The organism is Photobacterium frigidiphilum (assembly GCF_003025615.1).
GTDB lineage: Bacteria > Pseudomonadota > Gammaproteobacteria > Enterobacterales > Vibrionaceae > Photobacterium > Photobacterium frigidiphilum.
The window spans coordinates 219,320-241,115 of the sequence record NZ_PYMJ01000007.1 but is presented as its reverse complement, the minus strand read 5'-3'; the positions used below and the strand labels follow the sequence as shown (position 1 = coordinate 241,115).

Below are 21,796 nucleotides of genomic sequence, written 5' to 3'. Positions count from 1 at the left end.
TCACATAAAAGTATGACAGCTGCTACAATCAAAGATACTTAAGTGATTTTTTTAACATAAACCACTGTTAAAGATAGAGTTTACAAAGATACGTCAAAGGTATCGTCTGAAATTTTTCCCAAGGGTGAAAGTTTATTGAATAAATAGACAGCGGCTTTTTTGTTGTAGCGATACTTAACGCTGGATTCAAGCAATAAGTGCAAGGTGCTAGCCCTATCAAAGTAATTCAATACACTCTCTTCTGTATTCAATACTCTGAATGGACGGTTATCTTGCGTGTCTTACGCTTGCTTGAGTATCGATGTATTTAGTGGTATCGATGTGTTTAGTGATATCGTTGCCTTTAAAGCAGAGTGAAGGTCGTTATTATTAAGGGATTAAAATGAATCAAATTACGCTAGATGGAATACTTATAACACCAAGTAAAGTGGTTTGTGTCGGGCGAAATTATGTAGAGCATATCCATGAACTGGGTAATGAAGTGCCAGATGAAATGGTACTATTTGTAAAGCCTAACTCTGCAATATCTTCATCTTTATTAGCGTCACATAATGGTGATGAACTGCATTATGAAGGAGAGATATCTTTCCTTTATCAAAATGGTAAGTTCAGTGCCGTGGCGTTCGGCATTGATTTAACAAAACGCAGCGTACAAAATGTTTTGAAATCGAAATCTCTTCCGTGGGAGCGAAGCAAAGCGTTTAATGGTTCAGCCGTATTCAGTGAGTTTGTATCATTGCAACCTGAAGCGTCTTTATTGGGTTTAACGTTAAGTATCAATAATACGTTGATTCAAGAAGGTGATACTCAATTAATGCTCTATAAGCCCGATGAGATATTAGCTGAAATACAAACTTTCATGGTATTAACGGATGGCGATATCGTGATGACAGGCACACCCAAAGGCGTGGGTAAAATAATCGCGGGTGATGTGTATATCGGTACTGTGACACAAAATGGTAAACCCTTGATTAGTCATCAATGGACTGCAAGCGTATAATATTCCGCATAGAAGCAGTTGCATCTTGAGGCTGCTTGAGTATAAAGGCTTGGACCCTAGCATCAGTTTAATGCGGATAAAGGAAGATATGTTTCAAAAGAACACCTAATCAAACTAGCCAGTATGAAAATGCCATTTGGAAAGTACAGTGGACTAGTATTGATGAATACTTACTGTGATTTGCCCAAAAATAATAGTTTCCTTCGAGAGGGAGGGATTACGACTATGTTTAGCCTTCAAGGTTGAGGGCTGGTGCCCAGTTATTTAGATTTTATTTGCTCTAGAATACAGATAATAACTTCAGCAGTACTGCTTTATTATCCTGATGCACAGCCTAATCATCTATAGATTAGTTGACCTAGGTGGCTGAATGTTAAAAAAATACCACAAAATCATTACAACCATTAACAATAGTTCCATCTGTGTACCATAATGAATATATTATAATTAGAAAAGTCAACTACTCATGGAAGAACGTCGACAACAACAAATACATTCTAAGCCCATAATAAAAATAGGTATTCTGACACTTATTTTATCTAGCTGCCTATTTGCGTTAATCATAAGTCGTAATTGGGAGCAAATTCAGATGCTCCAGCTGTCCGATAACGATGATTATATGAGGTATCACCAATTTACCTCTTGGATCCAAGAAGGTTACTGGTACTTACGTCCTATTGAGAACTTTAACCCCGAAGATGGCGAACTCATCCACTGGTCAAGGCTCCCAGATATCCCACTGGCAGCGATAACCGCTATCACCAACCCATGGCTTGGACCTCAGATGTCTGAAAGCCTAGCAATAACCATCGTTCCATTTTTTTATCTGATAGCCTTGCTGCTAGCCATTGGTTTTTTCACCTATCGATTAGGCGGTATTGAAGCGGCAAAAATCGCAATCTTCATGACTGTGGTGTCACCACTCATCACCAAGTTCTTCCCTGGCTCGATTGATCACCATAATATCCAGTTAAGCCTTTTAGCCTGGATAATTGCACTGGTTCCCCTCAATAAAGTTCAAAGTCGACAGCTTTATACGGCTTGGGGACAAGGATTGCTGATCTCATTGTCATTTTGGGTGGGGATGGAGAATCTCCCTATTATCGCACTCATGCTGCTTGTGATAACGGCGGTAGGTTATATGTATTCAATTCGTTTTATCGAATACACAAAACACTTATGCCTGAGTGCAGTATTTTTTGTCGCTTTGTTCATCATCATTAATCGGCCAATCAATGAGTTTTTTACGATTCGATACGATGCTATCTCCTTTCCATACCTATTGACATTGGGAGCTGGTTATCTATTTTGCAAACTGTCGCTACTTTCATTCCATTACTGTAGCTTAAGAAGCCTTGCCCCTTCGACAAGGTATCTTATCATTACAGTTATCTCGTTATTGCCGGTTCTGCTACTGTTTCCAACCCTTATATTAGGTTTTTTTCACAACTACCCAGATTTATTGAAAGATTATTGGCTCAATCATGTCATTGAGGCGAAATCCCTCATCCACTACGTAGCAGAAGATGGCTTCTTCAACGAGCACAATTATTTGCTGTTCATTATTCCAGCATTATTATCAACAAGCATCCTACCTAAAAAAACTGGTAAAACAATACTTTATCTTGCGTTAATTATCAGTTTACTATTTCCCATATTCTGGCAACTAAGAACCATTTTCGCATCAATACTTATCGCAATCCCCCTTCAAGCTATGTTTTGCGACAAGCTAATGAATCGACATTCGAATCAAGCGAACAGAATTATTATCCTTTTATTATGCTTCCCTATAACACCTATCTTAATCACTAAAATAATTCCAAACTACATCAATTCGCTTTCAGCTAATACTTCACAAACCTCAACCCAGGAAATAAGTGACAACGGCAACCTCTATAAAGTAGAGGCACTAATCAATAACAAAATAGAAAATAGCCTAGTTTTAGCTCCTATTGAATTTGGTGCACCAGTTTTGGCTCTTACAAACAATAAGATCATCGCCGCGCCTTACCATAGAAATATCAACGGCAATAGCATAGCTATTGAGTTATTCCGTTCAACCGACTCAAAATTTATTAAAAATATTATCAAAAAGAAAGGTATTGATTTTGTCATGGTTGGTGAAGATGGCGCTAGTTACCTAATATCCCAAAAATCCAATGAACACTCGTTCCTCAATCAATTAATGAATAACAAAGCACCACACTGGCTCTCCTTAGTGGAAGAAACCCCCAATGGAGTAAAACTGTATAGAGTAAATTAAGGGACTTATATGAATTATCTATTAAATATCGCTGTACTGCTCCCTTGCTACAACGAAGAAGGAGCAATCGGAAGTACCGTGAAAGGCTTTATCCAAGCCTTACCTGATTGCCATGTCTACGTGTATGATAACAACTCAACAGACCGTACCGTCGAAGAAGCAATAAAAGCAGGGGCTTCTGTCTACAACGAGAGACGCCAGGGTAAAGGTGAAGTGGTAAAACGAATGTTTGCAGATATTGATGCTGACATTTATGTTCTCGCTGATGGGGACAACACTTATGATCCCAACGCTGCCACAAAAATGATTGAGTCGCTGTTAGATGAAAACCTAGATATGGTCATCGGTACCCGCTCTATTGCCAGAGAGGCATACCCCAAGGGGCATATTATTGGCAATAAGCTATTCACCGGCCTTATCAGCCTATTTTTTAAATCAAAGCTCAATGATGTTTTTTCGGGCTACCGAGTTATGAGCAATAGGTTCGTCAAGACACTCCCTGTATTAAGCGATGGTTTTGAGATTGAAACGGAGTTGACCGTGCACGCCCTCCATCATCGACTGGCCATAAAAGAGGTGCCTACTTTATACCGAAATCGACCTGAAGGGACCACCAGCAAGCTAAAAACGTTTAGTGATGGATTTAAAATTCTCAATTTCATTATCTTTCTACTCAGAGACGTCAAGCCGCTGTTTTTCTTTTTTGTCTTATCAGCACTGCTGGGTATGTCGTCACTATTTATCGGTATCCCGGTTATCTATGAATTTTTCCAGACAGGTATAGTGGATAGGTTGCCCACGGCTGTTCTAGCCAGTGCATTGGGGATTATTGCCGTAATTTGCCTCTTTACTGGTCTGGTATTAGATAATATGAGCCGAGGAAGACTGGAAAACAAGTTAATTAGCTATCTGTCTTACGAAATCCCGCGGCGCGGTAACACCACGATAAATAATGTGGCTTACAACAAAATAAATGGTGATACTATTCCAGAAAGGGATAAAGTCACCACCCCCTATACACATGATTAAGTCGTAAGGAATAATATGATTAGCAAAGGATTAGGAGTCGAATTCAATACCCAAGTGATACGATTTCTGTCCGTTGGCATTACATCAGCGCTGGTTTACCTTACCGTCACCAATGGCATGATGTTTTATCGCCTGCTGCCGACGATACCCGCATCTATCCTTGGGTATTTGCTGGGTATATTCGTCTCTTACTATGGACAGAAAAACTATACATTCAATCGTGCCGAGAATAATAGCCAGTTTGTTGTTAGGTTTGTTACTTTATCCGTCTTTGGTATAGTGGCTAATTCAACGATTATTCACTTGTTTATTAACATTGTTGATATCAATGACTACATCTCAACATTCTTATCAGCGGCAACAGTTGCTACTATAAATTACTTTGCTTTAAAGATATGGGTTTTCAAATGAGTGTTATTTGAATTGATATTGGGTGGTGTTATAGAAAAAACGCCTAATGGGCGCTTTTTACTATCTGGAATATGGAAGGGGAAGGATGAGAAGCCTCGACAGTATTAGTACCGCGATGAATGAGCGCAACATAGGAGGAACGACAACGTGACTTTGCTTTACTCATCTAACTCTTGCGTTAATTCGTCCTTAACGGCGTGAAAAATATAAAATAAATTACAATCGATTGAAGGCAGTAATTTTAGTGGCCAAAAAAAAGAAGTGTTTTCAGGCAGATAAAAGTTTAAAAAAGCTACTAAATTGTTGCAGGGATTAACGTGCTCTCTAGCCATAATATAGTCATAGCTCCAGCCTCGCTTAATTGCTTGTTTTCGTGTAGTCAAGTGACGTCCAACTTTCCACGCAACTCCTGGATCGGTTGGTATTAGAATAGACAGCGTTCCATTATTTTTTAAAACACGCATCCACTCCTTGATCGCTAGGTGTGGCTCATAAAGATGCTCAAGTATGTGTGTTGCAACAACTCGATCAAAAGTATTATCTTCAAAATTTAAATTCGATGCGTTCATTTTTTCATAACAGATCTTTCTACTTGAGTCACCATTGCCTAACGCCATCTCAGCAATAGCCAGAGTTTTCTGATCTCCATCAGTCAGTATGTACTCTTTGAACGAATGTCTTACTGACCGAAAATGCTCTCCAGTTCCTGAACCTACTTCCAATACCTTATCAAAGTGAACTGTACAATCAAAAGCTGATTCACAAGCTATATGACCAGCCTTCATGACGAACCCTGTCGATTCATTTTTGTATAATCGATCATCATACTCATCACTAAAACTCGCTAAGTATTTGAGCCATTCAGAATCATCCTGCCTATTTGTTCTCATAACCAATCTCCGTGGCTGATATTACAATCTGTCATAGCTTAACCTATTGAAATAAATTGTAGATCAGATGTCTTAACATTGCTGCAATGAGAGGAACATAAATACCGAACTTTGATACATGTGCTATGTATGTAGGATCCGAATGAAGTAGAGTGTTCTCGCCTTCTAAGTGTTCTAACTCAAGGTTGGTGTGGCCTAGGATTAAGGTGTGTTCAATTTACGACCCAAAGATCATAACGCGAATAGAGCTATAAATAGACAGTTATAGTACTTTTTTATGATCAAAAATCTTGCCAGACTCTAGAACTTCCGCAAGCGGCACAAAGCTGTCATACGAGCCCAACCTGCTCGTATTTCAACCAACAACACGAGACGGCAAAAACTGACTCTTGTGGCTTCACAAGTTGTTGTTGTTGTTGTTGTTGTTGTTGTTGTTGTTGTTGTTGTTGCGATTGCTGATGTAGGGGCATGACTATCTGTATTTTGTCTAGATACTGGTATTGATCGTAAAACACGAATTCAATGACAACATTGCATAACTGCGCTGGATTAAGGGCATAGAAGATTGTGTGTGGGGGAGAGAAGCTTCAGATCTGCATAAAAGATGTAATTTTTTTGCAAATAGTTTTTTTTATTCTAAACTTACCAGAAATTGGTATTAATTTGCGTAGTATTCAGGGCATTAGATAGGAACCATGCAAGCTCGAACAACGAATATATCCCGGAGAAAAGACGCTTTGCTGGTATATAGGAAATAATATGCTCTGGCATCCTTTCATTATTGAAGTACTCAGAACCTACAACTGTCTTTGTGAATAATTGAAAAGCTTATTTTTAAACCTTGAGATGTTAAAGATACGAGACAATTTTAGTTTGTTTTAACATCAAAGTTTAGCTGAACGTGGTTTTATGTAATAGATTGAAAGGATTGGCTAAACATGCCCTGGAGTTTTTAGTATGCGTTTAAGTGTTGGCTTCTTGCTCGGAATACTTCTGTCCTCAATATTTGTATTTAATGATAATAGAACTTTCATCGATGGTGAGTTATCGAGAGGGCAGATTGTTGGCCGGGATTTTCTCCATTCTTGGACCGCGGCAAATTTGGCTGGCGATGGAAAATTTAATGATATCTACGATCCCGCTGTGTTTCGCACGCACAGTCCCGACAATGTCAACGAGTCTGGCGTGGCCTTCAATTTTGCTTATCCACCTCAAATGCTCACATTTTTACTACCTTTCCGTAATCTAGACTATGTTTCTGCCTTAATCGTTTGGAGCACTCTATGTGCCGTACTATATCTCTTGGCCGCGACCCTGGGTTCTGGAAAATTTGACAGAATCTGGTTATTGGCGTTGGCGCCTACGACGTTTCTTAATCTGAGTTTTGGGCAAAATGGCTTGCTCACCGGGGCTCTTTTGATTGGCGGACTTCGGGCGTTGGAGAAGCATCCCAGGCTGGCTGGTGTACTGTTTGGACTTTTAAGTATTAAGCCGCATTTAGGCATTTTGATCCCTTTTGCTTTAATCGCAGGTCAGCACTGGAAGGCATTTTTCTGGGCATCACTTTCAACGCTTGTAGTTTTCTTTTCTAGTATTTTGGTTCTAGGCCTTGATGCTTGGCAGGCTTGGTTTCAGAATACGCCCTGGGTGTTTGCAAGAGAGTTTATTGAACATGGCACAGGGGCTGGAATATTTATGCAGGTCTCCCCGTTTATAAGTACTCGGCTTCTTATCGGGGATCTGGGGGTTGCTTGGGGAGTTCAAATCATCAGTGGGTTGATTGCACTTATAGTCGTAGTGGCGGTTTTTATAAAGTCAAAAGATGCCATTCTAAAGATGGCTGTTTTAGTTACTGCTACCTATTTGGTAAGCCCGTATATCCACTCTTATGATATGGCTGCACTGAGCGTGGTCGTTGTTTTGCTTGTTAATAGGGGGCTGAATAAAGGATTTGAGAATACCGAACAAGCTATGTTTATAACTGCCTGGCTAACGCCACTCATCGTAATGTATTTTTCTTATTTAGGTTTTCCTTATGCGCCCTTCGTTATAATTTTATTGCTAACAGTATTGTGCCTCAAGGTGCTAAGGCCTAACAACTCTATCGGTTGAAAACCGACATGTGTTAGGTTAATGTCCGGCTTATATTTGTCCAGAGTTTAAATAACGAATAAAAATAACAACTGTGAATAAAAATAACAACACGTTTTGAACGGGTTTAACGTGTTGCAATCAGTGTAAAGATCGAAGATCCTGTTACCAATGAAATTACAAAGGCTGCTTAAGCAATGTTTCAAAAAGAACACTTAATCAAGCTGGCCAATATGAAGATGCCATTTGGAAAGTACAGTGGGCGAGTATTGATCGACCTGCCTGAAGAATATTTGCTGTGGTTTCGAAAACAGGGCTTCCCAGAGGGAGAGCTAGGCACGTTAATGGCACTGGCGCTGGAGTTTCAAATTGAAGGCTTGGAATCAGTGATTCGACCTTTGAGGCGTGATTAATCGCAGGTTTAACTCAATAAAATCATTGAATGCCCACAAAAGAAAAAGGTACAGCTTATGCCGTACCTTTTTCATATGTTCTTATAGTAGAAGCGTCTGTTAATACTGACACTTTACCGTCACAACATTTAATCGATTAGTACTTACCTAGGTAAGCGTAACCTGTTGTGAATGCAGCTTCTTGGAACTGACGTAGACCCGTTGCACGGAAATCAATTCCCATTGGATTACGCTTAAGCTTCTGCTTAATATCAGCATTTGTCATGAAGTCTACTTCAAGGCCTTCAATTAACTGAATAGCAGATTCTAGTTTAAAGCCAATAGAACTACCTGCAAACTTACCGCGTGTTTCACGAGTACGAATAACAACACGCTCAACTTTGTAATCATCCAATAGCTTTTTAAATGCGAATTGGAAATCTCTCATTTGTTCGTTATCAAGAGAGTCCTGCATGATGAACTTCTGAGTACGACACTGAGGAAGATCAAACAGACCATCTTTTAGAGAAAGAAGGCAAACAATTGCCTCGTTGCTTCGTAACTCAACAGCACAAATTTTCATGTAAACACCTAATCATTTTTCTAGCTGAACATTGTAGGCTAAAACCCGAAGTATTGTCAGGCTTTCACTCAGAAATCATTAAAAAACCAATTATTCCAATCGTCTTCTAAGGTTGTAAGCTCATTATTTTAATTGTTGATGAAAACATCTGTTCAAGTTGTTCTGCTTTCATTGGTTGGCTAAGAAAGTGACCTTGTAACAATGCAGTTTCTAATGTTGAAACTTTAGTCAGCACTTTTTGGTTTTCAATGCCTTCAATAACGACTTTTGCACCGATACTGTTCGCCAGAAAAGCAATGGATGAAATGATGGCAAAATTATTATTTTTACGGCTCATCTCAATTACATATTGAGCATCAATTTTTATCTGTTTTATCGGCATGTCACTCAACATGGTTAATGATGTATAACCAGAGCCAAAATCATCAACACTCAGTGTTATCCCTAGTGCATACAATTTTCTGAGAGCACTTTTAGCCAATGCAATATCAGCAATCATGGCACTTTCTGTGATTTCTAATACGACTTGATCTGGGTTTATATTAAAAGTGTCTAATTGCTCTTTTAAGTAATCAACAATGCCATCATTTTGTAAATCACACGCTGAAAAGTTAATTTGAAGTCGTCGGTAATGTCCAGACTCTTGCCACCTTTCTAGTTGGGTAAAAGCTGCGCGGATCACCCACTGTGTGATCGATGAGATTAACCCCACTTTTTCTGCAACAGGTATAAATAAAGAAGGAGAAATATAACTACCATCTTGCTGCTGCCAGCGAATTAATGTTTCGAAGCTATAAACTGTTTGACCATCATTTTCAAATATAGGTTGGTAATGAAGTGAAAATTCATTCTTAGCAAGTGCGTTGCGAATTTTGTCATTAAGTTGAATGTGTTGCTTAGAACTTCGCTCATAATCCATTGAATAAAAACAGAAACCAGACGCTTGTTTTTTCGCTTTGTACATTGCCGCATCTGCTGATTTTATCAATTCAGTGATACTGCAAGAATGCTCAGGGTAGCAGGCAATACCAATACTCATTTGAATATGAACCATCGTTCCACGAATGAAAAAAGGTTTTTTTAAGATGTTTTGTAGTAGCTGAATACAATCGGTAACTTCACTTTTCTTTGTGTAATCTAGAATGATGGCAAATTCATCACCCCCTAATCGAATGAGCTCAACACTATTATTTATTGTGTTTTTTTTCTTAAATATTGCTTGAATACGTGTTGCCATGGCTTTCAATAAAGCATCACCCGCTAAGTGACCAAATGCATCATTAACTTGTTTAAAGTTATCTAGGTCGATAAGCATTAAGGCAAAATGTTGTTTGTTCTGGGCTTTAAGCTTTATGTTTTGCCACATGAACTGACGATTTTTAAGCCCTGTTAGTGCGTCGTGTTGAGCGTTAAAGCGTTCATTCATTGCCATGATTTGATATTGGTTAATACTTTTTAAGCTAAGGTGCATGACGAGTAGAGTAAATAAACTACCAACAACGAAAATAGGAGCAATAAAAAGCTCTAATGGGCTGAAAGGAAATAATAAAAGTAAAATAGTATAAGTTATTGAACCTAAAATAAGAAATATTAAAAACACGGCGATAGCACGCCAGATTTTATCGTTGTTTTTAGCACAAATCGATAATGTCGGTTTAATCGAAAGTAGTAAGATTAGCGTACTGAACAATGTAAAAGAGGGGGCGATGTAATTCATTTTTTGCTCAGTTATTCTATGTTTAATATTTATATCGAAGCCATCTCAAAAGATTCGCTGAGCTTACTCAGAATCATGTACTTAGAGGTTACTTGGTGTATTAATGGGGCTAGTACTTTGAACTGCGAGAAATATCGACCTGAGTTAGGTATAAACGCATATCAAATTCTAACTGGTGATAATTGGGTTCCATGTGACAACACAATTGGTAGAAAGACTTGTTATGTTCTTTTTCTCGAAGATGGGCAAGCTCATGCACGACTATCATGCGTAAAAAAGCCAATGGTGCGTCTTTAAATACTGAAGCGACACGAATTTCGTGTTTAGATTTTAGCTTTCCACCTTGTACTCGAGAGATAAATGTATGAAGACCTAAAGCATGGTGAATAACGTTAATCTTGTTATCGTATGCAACCTTACTAATAGGGGCCGATTTCTTTAAGTATTGGTTTTTAATTTCAACAACATAATCATACAGGGCTTTTTCTGTTTTAATGTTGTGATTATCGGGATATTTCTTTAGTAATAATGCTTCAAGCTTCTGACTATCAATCAGTTTCTGTACTTGGCTGGTCAAATCAGAAGAGTAACCTTGGAGGTATTTCAATTCTTGCATAGAAAATTATCTCGATAACACATGGAAAACAGTAAATGAGAAAGCGGGCTGATTTTATAAGTCTTACTTAGTTCTGGCAATATAATATCGGTAAAATACTTGTACTATTTATGCGACTTGTCACCGTATTCCTAAGCTAAATCTGTATGGTTGTTATTATTTGCACAGTGCATCAATAGATTGGGTATGGCGCTATATACTTAGTTTATAACGTTGCTTTATTGTACTAGACAGTTGCACTAATTTCTTGAATTCAGCGATAGACATTGAGTGACAAACAGAGTCATACATATGGAGTTTTTTTATGAGTCTTAAGCTACCACCACCGCTATTGCTGTTGTTATCTTTTGGCGGAATGTATTTATTGGCAATGTACTGGCCGCTTTGGGTATTCGTTTTTCCTGGGCAATCTTTTGTCGTTCTTACTTTATGTTTTTTAGGCGCTATTCTTGGGTTAGCTGGCATCGTTTCGTTTGCGAAAGCCAAAACATCGATTGATCCAAGGAAGCCACAAAAGGCATCTCGTCTTATTACCTCTGGAATATACCGTTATTCCCGTAACCCTATGTACTTAGGATTAGTGCTATTTCAATTAGCCGCAGTCTTTTACTTTGGTGCAATATCGTGTTTTTTGATGCTTGGTATCTTTTTCTTTTTCATGAATAATTTTCAAATAGAGCCTGAAGAAGAAGTGCTTACCGCTATATTTGGAGATGATTACAAAAAGTATTGTAGTGAAGTTCGCCGCTGGTGCTAGTTGCGGTAATTTGGATATATCCATACGTGATGAGCAGTATTCGTTATTGTCTTGCTGCTATAAGATCGTGAGCTTGCCTGAAATGGGCTAATAGCATAGCATTGTGAACAGTGTTCACTTTTTGAAGTGAATGATATTACTATAAATGCAAGCCATTAATTTGTGCACCGTCGAAAGGAAATTCCAAGTGAATCTGAATGATCCCAGTTTGTTTAAACAAAAGTGTTATATCGCAGGTCAATGGGTAACCGCTGAAAACGGCAAAGTAGAGCCTGTTACAAATCCATCGACGGGTGAAATTATCGGCTATGTACCTGTAATGGGGCATGAAGAAACCCTGCACGCTATTGAGGTTGCACAGCAAGCATTTTTAAGCTGGAAAAAAGTGTCAGCTAAAGAGCGTTCAAATACGTTACGTAAATGGTATGAACTTATTTTAGAAAATGTCGATGATCTCGCGACCATCATGACAACTGAGCAAGGTAAACCTTTTGCTGAAGCCAAAGGTGAAGTGGTTTACGCCGCTAATTTTATTGAATGGTTTGCCGAAGAAGCGAAGCGTACATACGGTGAAGTAATACCAAGCCATAAAACCGATGCTCGAATTGTTGTATCAAAAGAACCTATTGGTGTTGTTGGCGCGATTACACCGTGGAATTTTCCAGCCGCAATGATCACTCGTAAATGTGGCCCTGCATTTGCTGCAGGTTGTGCCGTTGTATTAAAACCAGCCCCAGATACACCGTTTAGTGCTTTTGCATTGGCTGAACTTGCCGAACGTGCGGGATTACCGTCAGGTTTATTCAACGTTATCACGGGGGATGCTGTTGCTATTGGTGGCGAGCTGACGAAGAATAAAGTGGTAAAGAAAATCTCTTTTACGGGTTCAACGGCGGTTGGTAAGTTGCTAATGGCACAGTCGGCTCCAACAGTGAAAAAATTGTCGTTAGAGCTAGGTGGTAATGCACCATTTATTGTTTTTGAAGATGCAGATCTGGATGCAGCTATTGATGGCGTTATGGTTGCTAAATTCCGTAATGCAGGCCAGACATGTGTGTGTGCAAACCGTTTGTATGTACATGAAACAGTGTATGACGTCTTTGTTGAAAAGCTGGTTCAGCGAGTATCAACACTAATAATGGCTGACGGTTTTACCGATGGCGCGACAATCGGACCATTAATTAATCGGGCATCTGCTGAAAAAGTACAAAGCCACGTAACAGACGCCTTAGACAAAGGGGCAACCTTAGCATTCGGTGAAAAGGCTGATCCAGCAACGAACTTCTTTCCTCCGCATGTTATTACACACGTCACCGATGAAATGCGTGTTGCTACTGAAGAAACGTTTGGCCCTTTGGCTGCAGTATTCAGTTTTGCGACAGAAGATGAAGTTATTGCCCGTGCAAATGATACAGATTCAGGTTTAGCATCATATGTTTATACGCGATCATTACAGCGTGCATGGCGGATGGGTGAAAGTCTCGAATTCGGTATGGTAGGCATAAATGAAGGATTAATTTCTACTGAAGTTGCGCCTTTTGGTGGTGTAAAAGAATCTGGCCTTGGTCGTGAAGGTGCTCGACAGGGGATTTGTGATTACATGGAAACAAAGTACATGCTAATGGGTGGCCTGTAAGATTTAACTATAGCTAATTGCTTAGTTTCAAATATTTAAAACGGTAACCTTATCGTTACCGTTTTTTAGATCTAGCCAAAATTGACTTGAGGTAGCTAGGGTATAAACATCTTCTTTCTCTTTATCCTTACGCGATTATTCCTTAATATTGCATTTCAAATCATTCATTTGGTTATTGTGATAAATGGAATCCGTTTTATGAGGCAATTATGGATTACAATGCACCAATAACTAACAAAATAAGATCTATTAAGGTCTAAGGGATAACAGATGAGTAAAGCGAAAATCGGTATTGTGACAGTAAGTGACCGTGCTAGTGCAGGTGTTTACGAAGATATTTCTGGCCAAGCAATTATCGATACGTTGAATGACTACTTAACATCGCCTTGGGAGCCTGTATACCAAGTGATCCCTGATGAGCAAGACGTGATTGAAGCAACGCTTATCAAGATGGCTGACGAGCAAGATTGTAGTCTTATTGTAACGACAGGCGGTACTGGCCCTGCAAAGCGTGATGTAACACCGGAAGCAACAGAAGCTGTGTGTGACCGTATGATGCCAGGTTTCGGCGAGCTAATGCGTACTGAATCATTGAAGTTTGTACCGACAGCGATTTTATCACGCCAAACGGCGGGTCTTCGTGGTGATAGCTTGATTGTCAATCTACCGGGCAAGCCAAAATCTATCCGTGAGTGTCTAGATGCAGTATTCCCTGCTATACCTTATTGTATCGATTTGATGGAAGGTCCATTCCTTGAATGTAATGAGGAAGTGATTAAACCTTTCCGTCCTAAGCAGAAGTAAAGTCTTCGGCTTAACTAATTTACAAATCGGTAGCCTTATGGCTACCGTTTTTATATGAGGGCAGTATCGTGAAATATAGAGCTATTATTATCGCTTTGGGTTTATTCGTTTTACCCGTTCATGCTAGCTGGGACAAAATAAAAGATTCTGCATCTGATTTAGGTAGCGCAATCGGTGATACCAGCAAAGATGCATGGGATAGTGTATCTGACTTTTCGAAAGAAACATGGGAATCTGGTGAAGCTAAACTAAATGAGATGTTAGAACCAGAGACCCCAGCAGAAGCTCGAAAAGCATTGAATACAATGTCTGATACTGCACTTGCTCGATTATTTGATAAGCAGCCCTCGGCAAAAGTATTGTTTGATTCGGCTTATGGCTATGCTGTTTTTGATTCCCGTAAATTCTCATTGATGCTGCATACTAACCAAGGAGCAGGTGTCGCGGTAAATCGTAAGACAAGCAAACGTACATACATGAAAATGTTTGGTGCAGGCTTGGCAGCAGGGCTTGGTGGAAAGTTCTACCAGCAAATCATCTTTTTCGAAGATCAAAAAACATTTGATGGTTTTGTGAAAGATGGCTGGGAGGCGACATCGGAAATGGGCGCTGTTGCGGGTACTGAAAGTGCAGAATTAACAGCGAAATATAACGGTGGCATGGCTATTTACCAAATAGGTGAAAAAGGTTTGTTACTTGATGCAAACGTGTCTGGTTCTAAGTACTGGATTGATACCGATTTAACGCAATGATAAGTCGCTTTTTTAACTTGATATTAAAATTCATGAGATAAGTGAAGCAAGAGTAAAGGCTTCACTTATCTGATAATTAAAGAAGAATTATTAGCTATTTGTAGTTCTAAGAAACTATTTCTGATTCTTGGCTATATTAACTGGCTGAGCTAAAGCTTTCGGAAAATGTCTACTTTCGGCTAATTGTTCAGCAACTCGAACAACATCTTCAGTGTTAAGAGCATGCGTCACTTGAAATTGTTTTTCACGTGACAATAAGCCTGCGAATATATCTTTAGTGATAAGACCTTCTTCTACCAGTTTATCTAGAATAGCATCTGCCGCTGATATAGCAGACGACGCTTTCACAATTTCAGAGCGGGCGTAACGTTGATCTTCGAAAGAAACATCTGCTGCACGTAATGTTGGGTCATTCCCCGGAATTTGCTGTGCACCAAAAAGAGGGTTTCCACCCACAATAGCATCATTAAAATTTGGAACAAATTGTGCCATGTGATTGATTGCTCGTTGCGTTCGAGCTGTTACTTCAAACGGTTTCCATTGTGTTTTAAGCTTACTAAGAAAGTGTTCTTCAAGTTTTGGCTGAGCACTTTGCTTGGTTGAACTGACGAGCCCTTTTTTGAATAAGGTTATGTCTTCAGTCATTCCATGAAGCTGGAAGTATCCATTAGGGTAGGGTGTTAATTGCGCCATACCATTGGGTGTTCCACGTTCGCCGTGAAAAATCACCTCAGGCCACAGGCCTTCACATGTTGGCCATTGAGTGACATAAGCGGCTTTAAATTCAACCATGCGGTTTCGTGTAACGACTGCCATATCATCTAATGACCCTGTTCGATAGCCACAAGCGTTTACGAGATAATCAACGGTTATATTCTCCGTCTGATGATCATTAAGTTGTTCATTAAAGCGTTGAAAGGAAATATTCCAAGTTTGTTGGTTCTCACTGTCGCTTTTTTCTATATGAGTTACTTTGGCGTTGGTATAAACTTTACAGGCTGGCAATTTTGCAAAGGCTAGAGATGCCGTTGCGGCAATTCTAAATATGCTTAATCCGTATTCTTGCACCATGATAATGGGGTATTTGAACTCATTTAAATTCAAATTTTTAGCAACTGGAACCATCCAATCATCCAATGAAACTGGCATTAATGGTGATTTTTTAGCTGCTAGTTTAATCAAATCTTGTTGTTGATAAACTTTAAAGTACTCATCTTGGTCACCAAGAACCGCATTGCCTTTGTCCTGCTCGATGAGCTTTTTATATACATTTTGAAGTAACTTTAATCGTGGTAATAATGTGTCAGGATTACCTGAATCGCGTAATGGTACTGCGATAACGGTTGGTCGGATGTTTGCGGTATGCGGAAAAACACGCAGTGTATCTATCGATTGGCGAAGTAATGTGACGCATTGTTCGTCCGATATCTCGCGATATAAATTACCGCCAGCATGTAAGTGACAGATAGGAGGACCATTCACTAAGGTCGCGCCTTCTTCGATTAAAGTCACAGGTATGCCAAGTTCGGCTAAACGTAGTGCTACGGTTGAACCTGCAACACCACCTCCCACAACACCCACGGTAATTTTAGTTTTTATTGAGCCATTGATGTTTTCAAAAGGTGTATCAGAAACATTTACATTCATATTTTACTTGTCTGTGGTCAAATCAAACATGGTTATATAGGTACTCATTCTACTTGGCATTTATCAGGTTTAAAACTGTTTCGACAGTTGTAATTGTTTAAAAATGTACTTTTACTGGTAAGAAAAGAGTATTAGATAAGAAACGTGTAGTGAAACTCGCTTTTTTGTTTTTAATGACTTGTAAGTTATAGGGAGATTTGATGCTTATTTATGTATAAAGCTTAAATAAAGTAGGTGAATAGGCCGGATTGTAAGTGTTTCTAATCTCACCTGAAAATTGGCTATAAATAATTGATAGTTAAGTTAATAACAGTTAAATGATTGCAGAGAAGAATTATAGGACAATAATAATCATCGTGCTGAAGTAATTTAATAAAAATTGAACTATATGGAAGAAATAGAAAGTCGGCTTGTAAAGAATAAGAACTGAGCCTAAAAGTGTACATGGTAGTGGCACTAAAATAATAAAAGGATTGAAAAATGTCTAAAATGAATTACATACTCCCACTTGCGTTACTTATTTCTGGTGTAGTTAACGCTGCAACAGAAAATCCGTGGTATGCAGGTGCTCGAGTCGGCGGTACGAGTTACAGCGGCCTCTCTGGTGATATTAGCTCAAGTGATGTTGATAAAGAGGATTGGGGTGGTGGTGCATTCTTAGGATATAACATTGTGCCGTGGTTTGCTGTTGAAGGTGGTTATACTTACCTGGGTGAAATGGACTTTAAAGCTGACGATGCATCAATTGAGCAGCAAGGTATTGATCTTGTGGGCAAGTTTACATGGAATGTAACTAACTCAATTGATTTGTTTGCTAAAGCGGGTGGTTTCTATTACTTCACCGATGGCAGCGGTGCAATTAGTGGATCTGATGACGGTATTATTGGTACTGCTGGTGTAGGTGCTGAATACTTCTTTAATAAGAACCTATCGGCACGTCTTGAATACCAATATTACAATGATCTAGAACTTAAAGATGCTAGCTGGGATACTCATTTCTATGGTATTAGCTTAGTGTATGGTTGGGGCGCTCCTGTACCGGTTGCTGTTGTTGAACCAGAGCCTGAACCAGCACCTGTTCCTGTAATGGTTCAAGTAGAACCAATCACAGTTGCACTGCCGTTTGCATTTGATAGCGATACGTTATCTCAGCAAGACATTGATCAGTTACAGCCTATTGCGCAGCGTCTGGTTAACTTCCCAGAAACTGAACTATTTGTTATCGGCCACACTGATAGCCGTGGTGCAGAAGCGTATAACCAAAACCTATCGGAAGAACGTGCAGCAGTGGTTGCTGGTTATTTAGCAACACACTTTGGCATTGAACAGAGTCGAATTCAGGCGCAAGGTCGTGGTGAACTAGAGCCTGTCGCGACGAATGATACTGAAGATGGTCGTGGTCAAAACCGTCGTGTAGAAGTATTTACACCTGGTTTTGAGATGGAAGGTCAGTAACAAATCTTAACTGTATCTTTCTAACAATAAAAAGCGCCTTAGGGTAATGTCGATCAGTTGAGCGATCCTGTGAGCCTGACATAATCCGGAATCAGTGACTGATTCCGGATTTTTTATACAACTTTCAGACGCTCTTGCCTCCGTTTCTCTTAATCGCCGTACTGACTTTCAAAGTTTGGCTGATGTTCTTGATCCTGCTTCATTTTGATTGGCGGAATGTTTGCTTTGGCTGAGCTTGGATTAAAGCTCCCAATCATCGGTATTGGGTTTGGGCATCCCTTCATGACACTGATAACAGTCGATTTGCTGTTGTTCATAATGCTGGTGGTCATCATCATTGCCTCCCTTGTAGGGAAGTACGCCATCAGGAAGTTGGTGGGCTATGCCCTTGTGGCAATCAATGCAGGTTTTATTTTGTTGTTGGGCATATGTGTGCACCAAGCCGCTACGGCTTTCCTGAAACGCGATATCCATGGCATTGAAGTTGTGGCAATTACGACATTCACGGGAATTGGTTTGCTCCATGCTTTGCCAGACATGCTGGGCCAATTCTAATCGCTTCAGGTTAAATTTTTCAGGCGTATCAATCGTGCCGATAAGCTTTTGATATAATTCTCGAGAGGCGAATATTTTTCTTAGCAGCATATGTTGCCACTCTTTTGGAACATGACAATCGGGACAGGTGGCTCTTACTCCCGATCGATTATTATAATGTATGGTGTTGATATATTCCGTGTAAACATTTTCCTCCATTTCATGGCAACTAATACAAAAATTCATATCGTTAGTTACTTCAAGCGCCGTGTTGAATGCCCCCCAGCACACCACACCGATGAACATAAAAAAAAGGGCGACGCCAACGGTGCTGCCAAAAACAATTTTACGATGCAATAGTCTTTTGCAAAGGTTAAACATTTTCTTGAGTCCGCAGGTTACGATCCGGCTGTTCTTTGCTGTTAATTACAATGGGGCTGATCTCAATGGCTTTAGGGCTGGTAATACAGGCTTCTCGACATAATCCACAACCGACACAGTTCTCTTGTATGATGCTGGGTTTTTCATTCTGCCAGACTAAAGTGTCGGGGATTGGGCAGCTGCCTTTACAGGCTCCACATTCAGGTCCGGAGTAGGGCAAACATGTAGCACTGTTGACGGTGGCTTTGGCCATAGGAGGACAATCCTGCGCATCAGGACGTTTTTTGTCTTCTGGTGATCCTACGGATGTTTTCGTAGGATTTTCTGTTTCACCCGTTTTATCCTTTTCATCTATTTTATTTATCGGAAATACCAGCGCTTTCTCATTACAGGCTGTTACACATGGCCAGTCAGCACAGAGGTGACAGCCCTTATTAATAATATCCATCGCTGGCGTTCCAGCAACGTCAGCACCGCGTTTCAGTGGTAAAGGAAAAATGACTTGGTGTGGGCAGGCACTGATACAATCGCCGCAACGGCTGCAGTTGATTAACAAATCGAGCTCCTGCTCGGCAAAAGGAGGTCGGATCCAGCCCTTCGCTTTTTCAATCGCTTTTTGTTCGATAATATCGTTGCCAGCCTGGACCATTTTTGCAAAGCTATGTTTAAAAAAACTCCGGCGATCCATTGGGTTATCTTTATTCACGATACAATACCTTCTACATTCTCATGGTCATAGGTTGTACGAGCATCCACAGATTAATGCCGGAAATTAGCGCCGCGAACAACAGCATGGGCAGTAACTGTATGCCTCGGGCTGCAAATAGATGACTTCCCCGATGACGAATGACCTGTACGGCAATAAAGAAACCAGCGGCCATTAACAGACCTTGCAAGGCGAATAACATATCTTCTGGGATCATCATTGCCATATGACGTATGTGTTTTTCCATCATGCTTAGTGGTTGGGTATCAATACCCAGTGGATTGCTAAGTAATTCTGTCCAGTTACTGCTTTCACGAATAAAGTGATTCAGGTTATGGGCAATATGGTAGGAAAAGGCTAACGGCAGTGAGACAAAAGCAAAGCCGGAGAATAATTTTTTAAAACTGATCCTGGCAGTTTCATCGCATAACTTTGACGTTAACCAGATGCTCACACCATATAATAAAATGGGCAGTAGTAAGCACGCTATCAGGCCAATGGTAAAACTCAAAAGGAGCTGGCCGCTGTCATTAATATTTTGCGCTATCTGGCTGATATAGATTTGCCAGTTGTCAAGCATGGTTAAGCCGTGAAAAATGGTCAGAGCCAAAAGGATCAACATGAAAAATGCCTCATCCGTATGAGGACGGGCATCGTTAATCGCCTCGCTACTTGGCGAGCGTAGCTGCCAGCTAATATTGTGAGAGGGACAACTTTGCGTACAATTCCCGCAGGAGGTGCAATAGGTATTTTCTTGTAAACGCCCCATGATTTGCTGGGTTGGACAGGGGGCTATTTTCTCTGAACCGTGATAACACTCTAATGTCTTACAGCTTCTGCAGGTATCACTATTGATGGGGCGCAATGCCACAGGTGCTAGCTGAGAATAGGCGCCGACGGTTCTGCCAACCGGACACATATAGCGACAAAAAGCTTTGCCTTCAAACAGTGCCAGAGCCGTGGTTGCCAAAATGACCATCGCCAGTGCCAGTAATGCTGTAGCATAAGGGCTGGCTACAATACCAACACCTAATTCAAGCCAGGTAAAACCGATAAATAATAGGCTGGCAGGCCAGATGTTACGCAGAACGTTGGGTACTCTCAGTTGCAGCCTGCTGTTAGAGTTGGAGCGATGCCATAATTTGTGATTGACCAGCCAGCTGGCGATATTATCCCAGGGGCAGATAGCGCACCAGGCTGAGCCACTGAACAATATGGCGATAATGATACCCGCCCACCAGAAATTCCAGGTCAGTGTCGTTGCAAGATTACGTTCAACAATCGGGGTGCCCCATAACCCGGCCACCACAATCAAAACAAACAGAAGCGAAAAAACCATTTTAAGCATCAAGAGCGGCCAGGTGTGTTGGCTTACATACTTGAAAAATGTCCCTACTATGGGGATATGGGCTAATGATGTGCTGGCAGTGGTAGCGTGACTTGGCGCTTTACTTTTTAAGGCCCATAAACCTAACAGTAACATACTAATGCCAATGATGATGGCCAGCTCAATGGGTAAGCCCGGATGGGTCATAATCATGATATTTGCTTCCCCTGCTGAATTTTAGAACGCGCAATACGTTTACGTTGCACTATGTTTATACTGATCAAGAAAAAGATTAAAAGACCAATAGCTGCCCCTATTGGGCCAACAGAATTGCCTGAGCCAACCTGAAGTGGAAAGTCTATTTCATAAGGTTCACCGTCTGCTTCAAAATGAGCTCGAATAATATAGTCACCCGCTTTTTTGAATAAAAAACCTTGCCGGTAAACCCCATCATCTATTTCTTGTAAACCGATAGTTTCATTGGGTTCTCTGCTACCAAACCAACGGTCATCACGAACAGAAAAAGTAATTGATGTATTCAGTGTCTGGCCGTTATCAATACGGGTGGCGTACAAGTTAACCCGTCCCGGTTCATTCGGTTTGGGAAAGGCAGGAAAAACCATGTAGGTGATGAAATAATTACCGATCTGAGTTTCAACAGCCATACTGGGCGGGGTATTCGAGTCTTCATTTAGGCTATATGAAGGACGTCCCAATACATGGTGACTATAACTCGGGATACTGAGCATCAGGAAATAACAGCAAAATAATAAGTTAACAGTGTGCTTTAACATCATTGACCACC

21 protein-coding genes and 1 pseudogene are annotated in these 21,796 nt (G+C 40.2%); 12 read left to right on the top strand and 10 right to left on the bottom strand.

Annotated features, from left to right (window positions below):
• Window positions 1-382: 382 nt before the first annotated feature.
• From C9J12_RS09815 to C9J12_RS09795, 5 genes and pseudogenes are all read left to right on the top strand, one after another.
• Window positions 383-1,000, top strand: coding sequence for a fumarylacetoacetate hydrolase family protein (locus tag C9J12_RS09815; RefSeq protein WP_107242533.1), 618 nt, complete (start codon window positions 383-385; stop codon window positions 998-1,000).
• 123 nt (window positions 1,001-1,123) lie between these two features.
• Window positions 1,124-1,268, top strand: a pseudogene (locus C9J12_RS09810) (putative quorum-sensing-regulated virulence factor).
• 198 nt (window positions 1,269-1,466) lie between these two features.
• Window positions 1,467-3,263, top strand: a complete 1,797-nt coding sequence (locus C9J12_RS09805; RefSeq protein WP_107242532.1) for a hypothetical protein — start codon at window positions 1,467-1,469, stop codon at window positions 3,261-3,263.
• 9 nt (window positions 3,264-3,272) lie between these two features.
• Window positions 3,273-4,292 carry a glycosyltransferase family 2 protein gene (locus tag C9J12_RS09800; protein WP_107242531.1) on the top strand — a complete coding sequence of 340 codons (1,020 nt, stop codon included), beginning with the start codon at window positions 3,273-3,275 and terminating at the stop codon, window positions 4,290-4,292.
• Window positions 4,293-4,307: 15 nt separating this feature from the next.
• Window positions 4,308-4,703 (top strand): GtrA family protein, encoded by a 396-nt coding sequence (locus tag C9J12_RS09795; protein WP_107242530.1) that lies wholly within the window; start codon window positions 4,308-4,310, stop codon window positions 4,701-4,703.
• 158 nt (window positions 4,704-4,861) lie between these two features.
• Here C9J12_RS09795 and C9J12_RS09790 read toward each other — a convergent pair whose 3' ends face one another.
• Together C9J12_RS09790 and C9J12_RS30650 are read right to left on the bottom strand one after the other, a co-directional pair.
• Window positions 4,862-5,593 (bottom strand): class I SAM-dependent methyltransferase, encoded by a 732-nt coding sequence (locus C9J12_RS09790; RefSeq protein WP_107242529.1) that lies wholly within the window; start codon window positions 5,591-5,593, stop codon window positions 4,862-4,864.
• A 329-nt stretch (window positions 5,594-5,922) separates the two neighbouring features.
• A complete protein-coding gene (locus C9J12_RS30650; protein ID WP_170111744.1) occupies window positions 5,923-6,063 on the bottom strand; it encodes a hypothetical protein in 141 nt (46 codons plus the stop codon).
• A gap of 487 nt (window positions 6,064-6,550) precedes the next feature.
• Here C9J12_RS30650 and C9J12_RS09785 point away from each other — a divergent pair, with 487 nt between their 5' ends.
• Both C9J12_RS09785 and C9J12_RS09780 read left to right on the top strand, forming a co-directional pair.
• Complete coding sequence (locus C9J12_RS09785) at window positions 6,551-7,705, top strand: glycosyltransferase family 87 protein (protein WP_107242528.1); 1,155 nt, start codon at window positions 6,551-6,553, stop codon at window positions 7,703-7,705.
• Between the two features lie 176 nt (window positions 7,706-7,881).
• Complete coding sequence (locus tag C9J12_RS09780) at window positions 7,882-8,097, top strand: DUF3820 family protein (RefSeq protein WP_107242527.1); 216 nt, start codon at window positions 7,882-7,884, stop codon at window positions 8,095-8,097.
• A 136-nt stretch (window positions 8,098-8,233) separates the two neighbouring features.
• Here C9J12_RS09780 and C9J12_RS09775 read toward each other — a convergent pair whose 3' ends face one another.
• The 3 genes from C9J12_RS09775 to C9J12_RS09765 all read right to left on the bottom strand — a co-directional run bounded on the left by C9J12_RS09775 (window position 8,234) and on the right by C9J12_RS09765 (window position 10,992).
• On the bottom strand, window positions 8,234-8,659 hold the full coding sequence (locus C9J12_RS09775) for a DUF3010 family protein (RefSeq protein ID WP_107242526.1): 426 nt from the start codon (window positions 8,657-8,659) through the stop codon (window positions 8,234-8,236).
• Between the two features lie 106 nt (window positions 8,660-8,765).
• A complete protein-coding gene (locus tag C9J12_RS09770; RefSeq protein ID WP_107242525.1) occupies window positions 8,766-10,376 on the bottom strand; it encodes a putative bifunctional diguanylate cyclase/phosphodiesterase in 1,611 nt (536 codons plus the stop codon).
• 109 nt (window positions 10,377-10,485) lie between these two features.
• Entirely contained in the window at window positions 10,486-10,992 is a 507-nt protein-coding gene (locus tag C9J12_RS09765; protein WP_107242524.1) for a M48 metallopeptidase family protein, read from the bottom strand.
• A 304-nt stretch (window positions 10,993-11,296) separates the two neighbouring features.
• Between C9J12_RS09765 and C9J12_RS09760 the strand changes: the two genes are divergently transcribed.
• The 4 genes from C9J12_RS09760 (at window position 11,297) to C9J12_RS09745 (ending at window position 14,941) form a co-directional block, all read left to right on the top strand.
• Window positions 11,297-11,749, top strand: coding sequence for a methyltransferase family protein (locus C9J12_RS09760; protein ID WP_107242523.1), 453 nt, complete (start codon window positions 11,297-11,299; stop codon window positions 11,747-11,749).
• 187 nt (window positions 11,750-11,936) lie between these two features.
• Entirely contained in the window at window positions 11,937-13,385 is a 1,449-nt protein-coding gene (locus C9J12_RS09755) for an NAD-dependent succinate-semialdehyde dehydrogenase (RefSeq protein WP_107242522.1), read from the top strand.
• Between the two features lie 270 nt (window positions 13,386-13,655).
• On the top strand, window positions 13,656-14,189 hold the full coding sequence (mog, locus tag C9J12_RS09750; RefSeq protein WP_011220728.1) for a molybdopterin adenylyltransferase: 534 nt from the start codon (window positions 13,656-13,658) through the stop codon (window positions 14,187-14,189).
• A 65-nt stretch (window positions 14,190-14,254) separates the two neighbouring features.
• Window positions 14,255-14,941 (top strand): lipid-binding SYLF domain-containing protein, encoded by a 687-nt coding sequence (locus tag C9J12_RS09745; RefSeq protein ID WP_227876317.1) that lies wholly within the window; start codon window positions 14,255-14,257, stop codon window positions 14,939-14,941.
• A 114-nt stretch (window positions 14,942-15,055) separates the two neighbouring features.
• On the opposite strand, the gene C9J12_RS09740 is transcribed toward C9J12_RS09745, so the two are convergent.
• On the bottom strand, window positions 15,056-16,588 hold the full coding sequence (locus C9J12_RS09740; RefSeq protein ID WP_227876314.1) for an FAD-dependent oxidoreductase: 1,533 nt from the start codon (window positions 16,586-16,588) through the stop codon (window positions 15,056-15,058).
• 480 nt (window positions 16,589-17,068) lie between these two features.
• Between C9J12_RS09740 and C9J12_RS09735 the strand changes: the two genes are divergently transcribed.
• Window positions 17,069-18,043, top strand: coding sequence for an OmpA family protein (locus C9J12_RS09735; RefSeq protein ID WP_107242520.1), 975 nt, complete (start codon window positions 17,069-17,071; stop codon window positions 18,041-18,043).
• Window positions 18,044-18,283: 240 nt separating this feature from the next.
• Here the strand turns inward: C9J12_RS09735 and C9J12_RS09730 are convergent, their stop codons facing one another.
• Genes C9J12_RS09730 through C9J12_RS09715 form a run of 4 tightly spaced genes read right to left on the bottom strand, consistent with a single transcriptional unit; the run spans window position 18,284 to window position 21,788 of the window.
• Window positions 18,284-18,958: a NapC/NirT family cytochrome c gene (locus tag C9J12_RS09730; protein WP_107242519.1), complete on the bottom strand. Its 675-nt coding sequence runs from the start codon at window positions 18,956-18,958 to the stop codon at window positions 18,284-18,286.
• Entirely contained in the window at window positions 18,951-19,646 is a 696-nt protein-coding gene (locus tag C9J12_RS09725; protein WP_107242546.1) for a 4Fe-4S dicluster domain-containing protein, read from the bottom strand. The genes C9J12_RS09730 and C9J12_RS09725 overlap by 8 nt, the downstream gene beginning before the upstream one ends.
• 31 nt (window positions 19,647-19,677) lie before the next feature.
• A complete protein-coding gene (locus C9J12_RS09720) occupies window positions 19,678-21,204 on the bottom strand; it encodes a 4Fe-4S binding protein (RefSeq protein ID WP_107242518.1) in 1,527 nt (508 codons plus the stop codon).
• A complete protein-coding gene (locus tag C9J12_RS09715) occupies window positions 21,201-21,788 on the bottom strand; it encodes a hypothetical protein (RefSeq protein ID WP_107242517.1) in 588 nt (195 codons plus the stop codon). The genes C9J12_RS09720 and C9J12_RS09715 overlap by 4 nt, the downstream gene beginning before the upstream one ends.
• Between the last annotated feature and the right edge of the window lie 8 nt (window positions 21,789-21,796).

Excerpts from the sequence above, each read along its gene's own strand:
- C9J12_RS09815 (WP_107242533.1), top strand. The coding sequence starts at position 383 with ATGAATCAAATTACGCTAGATGGAATACTTATAACACCAAGTAAAGTG.
- C9J12_RS09805 (WP_107242532.1), top strand. The coding sequence starts at position 1,467 with ATGGAAGAACGTCGACAACAACAAATACATTCTAAGCCCATAATAAAA.
- C9J12_RS09800 (WP_107242531.1), top strand. The coding sequence starts at position 3,273 with ATGAATTATCTATTAAATATCGCTGTACTGCTCCCTTGCTACAACGAA.
- C9J12_RS09795 (WP_107242530.1), top strand. The coding sequence starts at position 4,308 with ATGATTAGCAAAGGATTAGGAGTCGAATTCAATACCCAAGTGATACGA.
- C9J12_RS09790 (WP_107242529.1), bottom strand. The coding sequence starts at position 5,593 with ATGAGAACAAATAGGCAGGATGATTCTGAATGGCTCAAATACTTAGCG.
- C9J12_RS30650 (WP_170111744.1), bottom strand. The coding sequence starts at position 6,063 with ATGCCCCTACATCAGCAATCGCAACAACAACAACAACAACAACAACAA.
- C9J12_RS09785 (WP_107242528.1), top strand. The coding sequence starts at position 6,551 with ATGCGTTTAAGTGTTGGCTTCTTGCTCGGAATACTTCTGTCCTCAATA.
- C9J12_RS09780 (WP_107242527.1), top strand. The coding sequence starts at position 7,882 with ATGTTTCAAAAAGAACACTTAATCAAGCTGGCCAATATGAAGATGCCA.
- C9J12_RS09775 (WP_107242526.1), bottom strand. The coding sequence starts at position 8,659 with ATGAAAATTTGTGCTGTTGAGTTACGAAGCAACGAGGCAATTGTTTGC.
- C9J12_RS09770 (WP_107242525.1), bottom strand. The coding sequence starts at position 10,376 with ATGAATTACATCGCCCCCTCTTTTACATTGTTCAGTACGCTAATCTTA.
- C9J12_RS09765 (WP_107242524.1), bottom strand. The coding sequence starts at position 10,992 with ATGCAAGAATTGAAATACCTCCAAGGTTACTCTTCTGATTTGACCAGC.
- C9J12_RS09760 (WP_107242523.1), top strand. The coding sequence starts at position 11,297 with ATGAGTCTTAAGCTACCACCACCGCTATTGCTGTTGTTATCTTTTGGC.
- mog (WP_011220728.1), top strand. The coding sequence starts at position 13,656 with ATGAGTAAAGCGAAAATCGGTATTGTGACAGTAAGTGACCGTGCTAGT.
- C9J12_RS09740 (WP_227876314.1), bottom strand. The coding sequence starts at position 16,588 with ATGAATGTAAATGTTTCTGATACACCTTTTGAAAACATCAATGGCTCA.
- C9J12_RS09735 (WP_107242520.1), top strand. The coding sequence starts at position 17,069 with ATGTCTAAAATGAATTACATACTCCCACTTGCGTTACTTATTTCTGGT.
- C9J12_RS09730 (WP_107242519.1), bottom strand. The coding sequence starts at position 18,958 with ATGTTTAACCTTTGCAAAAGACTATTGCATCGTAAAATTGTTTTTGGC.
- C9J12_RS09725 (WP_107242546.1), bottom strand. The coding sequence starts at position 19,646 with ATGGATCGCCGGAGTTTTTTTAAACATAGCTTTGCAAAAATGGTCCAG.
- C9J12_RS09720 (WP_107242518.1), bottom strand. The coding sequence starts at position 21,204 with ATGATTATGACCCATCCGGGCTTACCCATTGAGCTGGCCATCATCATT.
- C9J12_RS09715 (WP_107242517.1), bottom strand. The coding sequence starts at position 21,788 with ATGATGTTAAAGCACACTGTTAACTTATTATTTTGCTGTTATTTCCTG.